This window comes from uncultured Campylobacter sp., from assembly GCF_938045465.1.
GTDB lineage: Bacteria > Campylobacterota > Campylobacteria > Campylobacterales > Campylobacteraceae > Campylobacter_B.
The window spans coordinates 1-10,287 of record NZ_CALIBF010000169.1; the positions used below are offsets into that span (position 1 = coordinate 1).

At 47.4% G+C, this 10,287-nt stretch carries 11 protein-coding genes; 5 read left to right on the top strand and 6 right to left on the bottom strand.

The genetic code is table 11. From position 1 onward, the window contains the following. Positions 1-48: 48 nt before the first annotated feature. Genes Q0413_RS08240 through Q0413_RS08250 form a run of 3 tightly spaced genes read left to right on the top strand, consistent with a single transcriptional unit; the run spans position 49 to position 805 of the window. Positions 49-435 carry a hypothetical protein gene (locus Q0413_RS08240; protein WP_298988491.1) on the top strand — a complete coding sequence of 129 codons (387 nt, stop codon included), beginning with the start codon at positions 49-51 and terminating at the stop codon, positions 433-435. Between the two features lie 20 nt (positions 436-455). Further along, positions 456-611, top strand: a complete 156-nt coding sequence (locus Q0413_RS08245) for a hypothetical protein (protein WP_297945936.1) — start codon at positions 456-458, stop codon at positions 609-611. Continuing rightward, a complete protein-coding gene (locus Q0413_RS08250; RefSeq protein WP_298988492.1) occupies positions 608-805 on the top strand; it encodes a hypothetical protein in 198 nt (65 codons plus the stop codon). Before Q0413_RS08245 ends, Q0413_RS08250 begins: the two co-directional genes overlap by 4 nt. Before the next feature lie 57 nt (positions 806-862). Here the strand turns inward: Q0413_RS08250 and Q0413_RS08255 are convergent, their stop codons facing one another. From Q0413_RS08255 to Q0413_RS08280, 6 genes are read right to left on the bottom strand one after another with little or no spacing between them, the layout of a single operon-like run. Then, the gene (locus tag Q0413_RS08255; RefSeq protein ID WP_298988493.1) at positions 863-1,660 is read right to left on the bottom strand and encodes a YgcG family protein; all 798 of its coding nucleotides are present in this window, start codon (positions 1,658-1,660) and stop codon (positions 863-865) included. Then, positions 1,657-2,250, bottom strand: coding sequence for a hypothetical protein (locus tag Q0413_RS08260; RefSeq protein WP_298988494.1), 594 nt, complete (start codon positions 2,248-2,250; stop codon positions 1,657-1,659). The genes Q0413_RS08255 and Q0413_RS08260 overlap by 4 nt, the downstream gene beginning before the upstream one ends. Before the next feature lie 15 nt (positions 2,251-2,265). Further along, complete coding sequence (locus Q0413_RS08265) at positions 2,266-2,979, bottom strand: LemA family protein (protein WP_298958635.1); 714 nt, start codon at positions 2,977-2,979, stop codon at positions 2,266-2,268. After that, positions 2,976-3,989: an alanine racemase gene (locus Q0413_RS08270; protein ID WP_298988495.1), complete on the bottom strand. Its 1,014-nt coding sequence runs from the start codon at positions 3,987-3,989 to the stop codon at positions 2,976-2,978. Before Q0413_RS08270 ends, Q0413_RS08265 begins: the two co-directional genes overlap by 4 nt. Beyond that, the gene (gene cmeU, locus Q0413_RS08275; RefSeq protein ID WP_298988496.1) at positions 3,982-4,227 is read right to left on the bottom strand and encodes a CmeU family protein; all 246 of its coding nucleotides are present in this window, start codon (positions 4,225-4,227) and stop codon (positions 3,982-3,984) included. The genes Q0413_RS08270 and cmeU overlap by 8 nt, the downstream gene beginning before the upstream one ends. Further along, entirely contained in the window at positions 4,224-5,594 is a 1,371-nt protein-coding gene (locus Q0413_RS08280; RefSeq protein ID WP_298988497.1) for a phosphomannomutase/phosphoglucomutase, read from the bottom strand. Before Q0413_RS08280 ends, cmeU begins: the two co-directional genes overlap by 4 nt. 98 nt (positions 5,595-5,692) lie before the next feature. On the opposite strand from Q0413_RS08280, the gene Q0413_RS08285 reads away from it, so the two are divergent. Then, a complete protein-coding gene (locus tag Q0413_RS08285; protein ID WP_298988498.1) occupies positions 5,693-6,184 on the top strand; it encodes a CreA family protein in 492 nt (163 codons plus the stop codon). A 309-nt stretch (positions 6,185-6,493) separates the two neighbouring features. Further along, on the top strand, positions 6,494-9,889 hold the full coding sequence (ccsA, locus tag Q0413_RS08290) for a cytochrome c biogenesis protein CcsA (RefSeq protein ID WP_298988499.1): 3,396 nt from the start codon (positions 6,494-6,496) through the stop codon (positions 9,887-9,889). Positions 9,890-10,287 lie beyond the last annotated feature (398 nt).

Consider the following 10,287-nt stretch of genomic DNA (forward strand, 5'->3'; position numbering starts at 1 on the left):
AAAAATTCGGGCGCGCAGAATTCCGATGCGTAAAATTTAGCCCGTATGATGAAAAATGAAGCTGCATTAAAATTTAAAAATTTCACCGCCCGCCCGCGCTATTTTCGGGTTCGCTTAAGGCTCGCGCGAGCAGGTGCGGCTCTTTGCTACGCACGTCCCGCCGAAGCTGCTTGCCTAGAAAGATCAAGCACCGTTGCAAAACCGAGCGGAGTGGGTAAAAATTTAAAAAGCCTAAATTTTAAAAACCGAAACGCTACGAGTACAAATTGCGAGGCAAGTCGTTACATAGACTTTAGCGCGGATTACGACATGGATCGCGACATACGCTTTATAGCATATCGCTGCAGCACATGCCAAAGCATAAACTTTAACGCAGATCGAGACTTAAATTTAAATATATGCCACGATATAAATTCTAGCGCGGATTATGCATAAATCTCGTTAAAGGTCACGGCATGAACCCAAGCATGGATTATTACGACATACGCCTCGGAGTGGATCGAGACATAAATTCTGACAGGTATCGCGCCGTAAATTTTAAAATTTCAAACGCAAATTTAAAAGCGAATTTAGCAGTTTTAAAAGCAGATTTAAGGACGGATTTTAGATGATAAAATTTTTAAATCTAAAAGTTGCTGCCGCCGTGTTCGCGCTGCTACTCTCAGGCTGCGACGGATGGAAGCACCATCTAAGCAGCGACGGCGCCTCGCTCGCCTCCAAGTTCGACCCCTCCGAGCGCACGCTAAAGATCGAGGGCAACGACAAGCCGCTCGTGCTGTTTTTCTACGCAAGTAGCCGAATTTAGAAATTTTAAAATTTAGATAAAATTCTACGATTTGGAATTTTGATAAAATTTCTGTGGCTACCAGCTTCCGCTAGCACCGCCTCCGCCGAAGCTTCCGCCGCCCCCACTGAAACCGCCTCCGCTAAAACCGCCACTTCCTTTAAATTCGCCAAAATCTCCGGATGAGCCGCCTCTCATGCGCGATGAGCGCGCAATTTCGCTTATGATGTCTGCACTCGAGATTATATCCTCGTCGCTTCTTCTGAGGCGCCTCACGCGGCGGCTTAGTATCGCAAAAAGCAAGACTGCAAAAAGCACCATGAAAATCGCAAAGTCCTTGTTGCTCGGATCCTGCTGCGCGTTGGCGTTAAGGGGATCAAATTTTATATCGCCGCCTTCGATCGTGCTGATGATCGCCGAAATCCCGCTAATGACGCCACTTTCATAATCTCCCTGCCTAAAATAGGGCAGAATTTTATTGCTGATGATACGCTTGGCGCGCATATCGGTTAGCACGCCCTCTAGCCCGTATCCGACCTCGATACGCACTTTATGCTCGTGTGGAGCGACAAGCAGCAGTACGCCGTTGTCGCGCCCTTTTTGCCCGATACCAAGAGCGCGCGCCTGCTCTACGCCGATTTCCTCGATAGAGTAGCCGCCGAGCGATTTTAGGCTTATGAACATGATCTGGTTTGTGGAATTTTTATCGAAAGTCGTTAAAATTTCATTCAGACTCTCTCTCGCGGCTGGGCGTAAAATGCTAGCCTCATCAATTACGGCGGTGCCGTTTGGATGGGCTAGATACTCGCTAGGTGCGGCGACGCTTATTACAAATAGCGCCATTAGGGAAAAAGCAAATCTACAAGCCACTCTCATCGCAGCTCCACCAAGGTCTCTTCTATCTCGTTATTTTCGCTATTTTTAGGCACCCTCTTGGCTAGCTCGCACAGCGCGTCCATCGCCTTTAAAACGGCAGGCTCAAGACCTTGCGTGCTGGGGTTAAATTCTGTCGTGATACGTTCAAACTCAACCTTAGAGATAAACTCCGCCGCTTGCGCGCCGCAGATGATATGAGCGCAGTGCTCGCGGACGCAGACGCAAAACATTATCGCTTCTTTTACGCTGCCGTAACGCTCGTAAAATTTTTGCATCGCAAACTCGCCCGAGAGCCGAAGTCTGCGAGATTTAGGCGTGATTAGAGTTAAAAGCGTGGGGCATTTAGCTAGCAGAGCTTTAATCGCTATGAAGCTGAGCGCTACGATCTGCAGTAGCTCAGCTTTGCTTATTTGCGGCACGAAGCACAGAACGATGCCGATCGCAAACGCCGTCACTGCCGCCGCGCTATAGCTAGCTTCGCAGTCCTCGCTTGCTTCGCGCGCGACCACGCAGACGATCTGCGCACCACTTGCAGCTTCGGCTTTCGTGATTAGCTCGTGGATTTTTTGCTTGCACTGCTCGCTTAGCATTTGCCGCCTTTAGCGTTATTTAAACGAGACGCTAGGGGCTTTTTGGCTTGAGCTATCAGCGCTAAAGCTAGGTTTGGCGCCGCCTAGTCCTACGATGCGCGCGATAATGTTTGTAGGAAAGGTTCTAATTAGCTTGTTGTATTCCTGCACCGAGGCGATGTAGTCCTTGCGCGCTACGGCGATGCGGTTTTCCGTGCCTTCGAGCTGATTTTGCAAGTCGGCGAAATTCTGATTTGCCTTGAGATCCGGATAGCGCTCGACTACCAGCATCAAGCGCGATAGGGCTGAACTAAGCTCGCCTTGAGCGCCGTTAAATTTCGCAAACGCCTCCGGATCTTGCGCTAAACTTTCTGCATTGATATTGACAGCGGTTGCCTTAGCGCGGGCATTTATGACGCCTTCTAAGGTATCTTTTTCATGGCTTGCGTAGCCCTTGACGGTTTCTACGAAATTTGGAATCAAGTCGGCGCGGCGCTGATATTGGTTTTGTACCTGGCTCCACGCAGCCTTAACCTCTTCATCTTTGCTTACGAGTTTATTGTAAACCGGCACTGCAAATATCGCAAACGCAATCGCCGCAATCACTAAGACGATTAGAGCTTTGATTAAGATATGAAGCCCTCCTTTTTGGCGCGGATACTCTCCTCCGCCAAAGCTCTCGCCTCGCGCAGATAAGCCTTTATCGTCGTAACTTATACGCTCGTTATTTTCTCCTTGCAGCTCTTTCATTGAAATCTCCTTGGGATGTTGGAATTTAATTTGACTAAAATTTCATATTCGATCGTGCCGAAGTGTTTTGCCCAAATCCGCGCGTCGTCCAGCACGCAAACTCGCTCTCCGCCGAATTCCGCGCAGAAACTATCCATTGACATTTTTCCTAGCATTTTTTGCCCGTTTGCAAGCGCTAGCTCGCCCTCACCGTCGTAGCGAAATAGCCCGTCGGCGTAGCCCAGATCGTAGGTGCCGATCTTCATATCGCGTGGCGCTTCAAATTTCGCGCCGTAGCCCACGCGCTCGCCTTTTTTCAGCACGCGCGAGCTGATCAGATCGGCATAGAGCTTTAGCACAGGGCGTAAATTTAGGCTCTCGTCAAACTGAGGATAGCCGAACTGCGCCATACCTATGCGTACATATTCGTCCTCAAAGCCCGCACTTCGCTCGATAGCTGCGGAGTTGCTCGAATGAAATTTTAAATTTTCAAAGCCCGCGGCGGCGGCTTTGTGCCCCGCGAAACGCTTAAATTCTATAAAATTTTGCCTCTGCGCGAAAAAATCGCCGCTTAGCTCGTCGCTTGCGCGAAAGTGTGTGAAAAAGCCACGAAGCTTAAATCCACCCGCCTTGCATAGCCTAAGCGCCTCATCTAGCTCGCTCGCAACAATGCCGTTGCGGTGCATAGCAGTATCTGCAGCGATATAAATTTTAAGCCCTCGTTTAAGACGTGAGAAGTAGCTCAGATCATTTACTGCGTAGCAAAACCGCTCATCCTCGTCCCCGCGCGGAATGTGCGAGAGCACTAAAATTTCATCAAATAAATCCGCTATCTGCGCGGCTTCCGCAACACTTCGCGTTACGGCGCGTACGAAGCCTAGCTTTGCCGCTTCCTCGCAGCAAAGCCTGCAGCCATGGCCGTATGAATTATCCTTGGCTACCAAAAATACTCGCTCCGCTTCACCTACTTTGGCGGCGATTTGCGCTAGATTGTGCGCATAAGCGGCGCGATCTAAGATGATCTCAGACATCGAAATTTAGCCCATAAGTGCGGTATAAATATGGCAGCAGCTTGCGCGCGGCGTAATCGTAGCCGTAGAATTTCGCATAAACTTCTTTCAAGCTAGCCTCACCTGCGCGCTCGAAATCAAATACGTCGGTATCCGCGATTTTTGGCACGCGCTCATCTAAGAATTTAAAAAATTCCGCTCTCGCAGCCAAAAGCTCTTTTATATTTTTCTCAACCTCTTGCTTTTCAGATTCGTTCATCTCTGGTCCTTTAAATTTTCTAGTTTACCTAAAAATACGCGCTGCATCTCGTCGCGAAACTCAGGGCTAGAGGCCTCGAAGCGAGTTACGATCACAGGCGTAGTGTTGCTTGCCCGTACGAGCGCCCAGCCGTCATCAAACCGCACTCTGATGCCGTCGATCTCGATAATATCGCGGATGGGCGGTAGCTCCGCGATACCTGCGTGGATTTGAGCTTTAAGAGCCTCGATAATCTTAAATTTTGCCTCCTCGCTCGTATTAAATTTAATCTCGTCGGTGCTAAAAACTCGCGGCAGCTTGTCTAGTTCGGCGTCTAAATCATATCCTTTAGCTACGAGCTCAAGCACGCGCATCATCGCATATACGCCGTCATCAAAGCCGAAATATCGCTCCTTAAAATAAATATGCCCGCTAACCTCCGCGGCAAGATCGATACCGAGCTCCTTCATCGCCTTCTTGATATTGCTGTGGCCGGTCTTGCCCATGAAACTTTTGCCGATCTTATCGATGGTATCGTACATCGCCTGCGAGCATTTGACCTCGCCTAGGATGCGCGGATGGGTCATATTTAGAGTAAGCAGGCAGGCTAGCTCATCGCCTTTGATGTTGCGGCGCGGAGTTAGCACGGCGATCCTATCGGCGTCTCCGTCAAAACCGAAACCCAAGCTCACGCCGTCTTGCTTCATCGCAGCTTTAAGATCAGCTAAATTTTTCTCCTCGCTGGGGTCTGGGTGGTGGTTTGGGAAATTACCGTCTGGCTGTGGAAATAAAACTTTAGCGTTTAGCTCTAGCCTTTCGACGATTTTAGTAGTCGTAACACCAGCGGCGCCGTTTGCGCAGTCGATGATAAAAGGCGCGGCAAAGCCCTTAAGAGCCGCAAATTCCTTCTCAAAATATGCTAGATACTCGCTTAAGATGTCGTACTTCTGAGTGCTTATATCGGTTGGAATTCCAAAATTTGAACTCATCAGCTCCCGCACCTGCGCACCTAGGCGTTTCAAATCCGAGCCAAAGAAGCTATCCGTGCCGATCGTGATCTTAAAGCCGTTGTAATTTTTGGGATTGTGCGAGCCGGTAATCATTACGTTTGCGTCAAATTTATGCGTAAATACGCTAAAATAGCCCACCGGCGTCGGTAGCAAGCCGATATTATAAACCCGCAACCCGGCGAAATTTAGCCCGCTTACGAAATAGCCAAAAAGCTCATCCGCGCTAAGACGGGCGTCGTATCCCACGCTAACGCGCTCAAGCCCGAGATTTGCGATATGTTTACCAAGCGCGAAGCCGATCGCTTTTACGCTGCGCTCGTTTAGCTCCTCGCCCACGATGCCGCGAATATCGTATTCTCTAAAGATATCTTCGATCATAAAATTCCTTTAAATTTAAATCGCGGTATTTTATAAAAACTTGCTTAATATTTATATTATAAATGATAAAATCGCCGCTAAAATTCCAAAGGATGGTTATGAAAAAATTTATTCTAGTAGCGATTTTAGCGGCTTTTGCTTGCGCGGGCGATTACGAGCTCGTAGGTAGCGTAAATACTTCGTTTAGAATTTTTGGCAAAGACGATCGCATCGAAGTTATCGCGGTTAAAGATCCTAAGATCGACGGCGTGACCTGCTACGTCTCTTACGCCAAAAAAGGCGGTGCCAAAGAGATCATCGGCGTGGAGGAGGACCGCTCCGAAGCCTCTGTGTCGTGCGTGCAGACAGCGCCTAAAATCATCATCAAAGAGGAGTTGAAAAAAGAGGATATTTTTAAAAAACGCAGTTCGTTGATCTTCAAAAAGACCCACGTAGTTAGGCTTTATGACGCAGTGCAGGGCTCGATAATCTATTTGGTTTATTCAGACAAAGTGATCGATGGCTCGCCTAATAACTCGATCTCGGCGATCCCGTGCCACCAAGCCGTGGGCGACGTGTGCGAGCTAGCATATACCCAAGGCAAAAAATAATAATAAGGAATTCCGCAAAGATAAAATTTTATCGCAGCGGAATTCTAAATTAGAAATTATGTGATGAGATGACGCACGAAATTTAATAGAATTTCGCCAAATTCCGCAGCATTTTATAAAATTTTATCCGCACCGTTAAATTCCTGCGCGAATGCCTAAGATGAGAATTTTACCGCTTTATCAAAGCATCTTAACGCATATTCGCGCTACGCTAGTAGGCGTGCGCTTGCAAGTCGTAAAATGAAAAATTAAGCAATTTTTGCTAAAATCTCGCGATTTTGAAAACCCTCGTAAATCTAAAGGAAATCAATGAAGACATTTTTTAGTATGGAGTGCGCGTCAGTGATGCTACTGATTTTGGCGCTAGCCTGTGCGATCGCCACTTTCGTAGAGACCGCTTACGGCACGGAAGTAGCTTGGGCGATGGTTTATTCTACTGCGTGGTTTGGCGCGCTGATGGTGCTTTTGGGAGTAAATTTAACCTACAATATCTATCGCTACCGCATGATTAAGCTTCGCACGCTGCCTGCGCTAATCTTTCACGCGAGCTTTTTGTTTATGCTTGTTGGAGCGATTTTGACTAGATATTTCGGCTTTGAGGGCAATATCCATATAAGAGAGGGCGGCGAAAGCTCGATCGTAACGACTAAAGACGAGGTCGTTCAGCTCCTTACTTTAGGCAGTGACGGCGAGTTTATATCTGCTGACGAGAGCAAATTTTTAAACGGCGCAGGACGGATGAACTTCGATCTCAATCTAGACGTAGAGGGCAGAATCGCAAATTTAAAATTTAAAGAGCTAATAGAACACGGCGAGCTAAAATGGGTGCAAGATCCGACCGGACAGGCTCCTGCGCGCGTGGAGTTATTATTTTCCAACAACATTGGCAGCCAAAACGTCTCCTTGCAATCAGGCGAAAGCATGGATATAGGCGAGCTTAGTATCACTTTTAACGCAGAGCCTAAAAGTAAGAATTTCATCTACATAAAATCCAAAGACGGCAAATTTTATCTAAACTCAAGTCTTGATATAAACGCCACTAAAATGGCTGATATGAGCACTGCGCCGCTTAAGAAAAACGAGGATAATCCGCTAGGCAATCTCTTGCTTTACAGCTTCGACGGAATAAATTTCGCTCCCGTTAGCCTGCTTAGCTCCGCGGTCGAGAAATTCGTCCCGGTAGCTGCGAATTTACCGGGTGAGCCCGGCGTAGTAGCTACGCTAAGCTTTGCGGGGCAGAATCGCGAAATCTACGTACCTAGGGATTCGCATGGCGCTAGCTACAAGGTGGGAGATAAGAATTTCATCGTAGCCTTGGCGCCAAAGATGCTTCATCTGCCTTTTAAAATCGCGCTTCGCGACTTCGTGATGGATCGCTATCCAGGCACCAATTCGCCCTCCGGATATAAAAGCGAAATCACGCTAAAAGACGGCAATACGAGCTTTGATTATGATATTTTTATGAATCACGTGCTCGATTACGGCGGATACCGATTTTTCCAAAGCTCATACGACACGGATGAGCGCGGCACCGTGCTTTCGGTCAATAAAGACCCCGGCAAAGTTCCAACTTACATCGGCTATTTTTTGCTTTGCGTGGGGATGTTTTTTAACTTTTTCAACCGAGGCTCGCGCTTTTTCAAGCTCTCGCGCTTAATCAGCGAAAATACGCATCTTGCTCGAGAAAAAGATGTAAATTCTAAAAATTCCGCGTCTAGCTCGGTGCCCGCAAGCTCCGCAGAAAACTCTGCGTCAAAACGCGCCAAAAAATCGCGACGCGGTACTAAAGGCGCGGCATTAGCATTAGTAGGCGCATTGGCTTTGAGCTTGGCTGCATTGTATCCTAGCACAGCAAATGCCGAACAAAACTCCACGACTCAAAATTCTATTTCGCAAAATTCAGCGCCGCAAAGTTCGGCTAGCGTGCAAGATCCCGCTTCGCAAAATTCCGTGCAAAATTCCGCCGTTGAAAATTCCAATCAAAGCTCCGCTTCGCAAGAATCTGCAGCGGAGCAAGACTCCGTCCCACCGCATAATTTTTCTACTATGGGAGGCGAGCTAGCCGTGCCGAAATTTGATCCTAAATTTAGTGAGGATTTAGCAAGCCTCGTAATTCAGGGATTTGATGGGCGAATGGAGCCTTTTGATACAGTTTCTAGGGAGCTTTTAAATAAAATTTACCGTGCCGACAACTACAAGGCGCCAAATGGCGAAATTTTAAACCATAACGCCGCTGCGCTTTCGTTTATGCTAAATCAAAGCTACTGGAGGCGTGCGCCAATCATCAAGGTTAGCGAGCCGGAGCTTAAAAAAATTCTAGGTATGGATGAGAAGCAAAGCCACGCCAGTATGATGGATTTTTTTGAATTTAAAGGCGGCGAGAGCTACTACAAGCTCGATAAAATGGTCGAGGAGATCAACCGCAAGCCTCTGGGCAATCGCGGCGTGCTAGATAAAGAGATCATCAAGGTAAATGAGCGCGTAAACGTCTTTTACTCGGCGTTTATGGGGGATTATTTTAGAATTATTCCGGTTAAGAACGCTAAAAATAACGAGTGGCTTTCGCCGCTATATCTAGGCGATGCACTGGATCAAAATGAATCAACTGAAGTTAAAAAGATGATGGGAATATTCGTTTCGTCCGTGGTCTATGCCCAAGAAAGCGGGGATTGGAGTGGCGCGGAAAAGATGCTAAGCTACGTCAAAAAATACCAAGCGCAAAACGGAGCAAATTTAATGCCTAGCGAGAGCGCGATAAAATATGAAATTTTATTTAATAAGGCTAAAATTTTTTCTCGCCTCTTTCCGATCTACACTATTTCGGGATTTTTGCTTCTGATCTTTATCTTTTTGCGAATGATGAAGCCCGCTCTTCGCTTAGGCGGCGCGTTTAAGCTAGTTTACGTCGTAAATATCATCGCTTTTATAGCGCATACCGCGGGTCTTGCGCTGCGCGGCTACGTCTCGGGGCACGCGCCGTGGAGTAACTCCTACGAATCGCTCATCTATATCGCGTGGGCGCTGTCGCTAAGCGGAATATTTTTCTCGCGCAAATCTGCAATCTCGTTGGCGCTAACGTCAATAATGGCAGGCATAACGCTGATGGTGGCGCATCTTAGCGACATCGATCCGCAGATCACCAATCTCCAGCCGGTTCTAAAATCGCACTGGCTTACGATTCACGTCTCGGTAATCACAGCAAGCTACGGATTTTTGGGGCTTTGCATGCTACTTGGAATTTTCACCCTCGTGATGTTTTTATTCGATAAGAAAAACCCGGAGATCGCGCGCAATATCGCAGAGGCTACGCATATCAACGAAATGTCGATGATCCTAGGTCTTTGTTTGCTGACGGTGGGCAACTTCCTAGGTGGCGTGTGGGCAAACGAAAGCTGGGGGCGCTACTGGGGCTGGGATCCGAAGGAGACCTGGGCGCTCATTACGATTTTTATCTACGCGGTGGTCGTGCATTTTAGGTTTATGCCTAAGCTCAATAATCAATTCGCCTTTGCCGTAGCCTCGATGTTTGCGTATTTTAGCGTCATAATGACCTATTTTGGTGTAAATTTCTACCTAAGCGGCATGCACTCTTACGCTAGCGGCGAGCGCATTCCGGTGCCGGGCTGGGCGTACGTGATGATCGCTTCGATGATAGCTCTTGCGATCGCGGCGTATTTCCGTTCGGGTAAATCGGCTAGACTTTAGATAGGTGGGGCCCAAATTTCAGAATAATAATTTTGAAATTTCGCCCGGATTTCGCAGCTTGCCGAGGCTTTATGGATTTATGAAATTTATCTTTAAATTTTGGCTAGGCTTTGAAATCACGCAGAATTTTATAGAATTTTACGGCTCGCGATTGCGCTAAATTTTAAAATTTTGCATCGTGGCATAATGCACCGTAAGGGAATTTTGATGCCCGAGATTTTGTGATGTCGTAAAATTCTAATGATTTGGAATTTGCACCGCTATGGGGTTTTAATGTTTTAAATTTTACTTCTAGTGGAATTTTTTCATACGACGGAAGCTCGACGTAATTTAGAATTTTAAAATTTCAGCTAGCGCGCTAGCGTAAAATTCCCCCCGCCGCTGCCATGGCCGAGCAG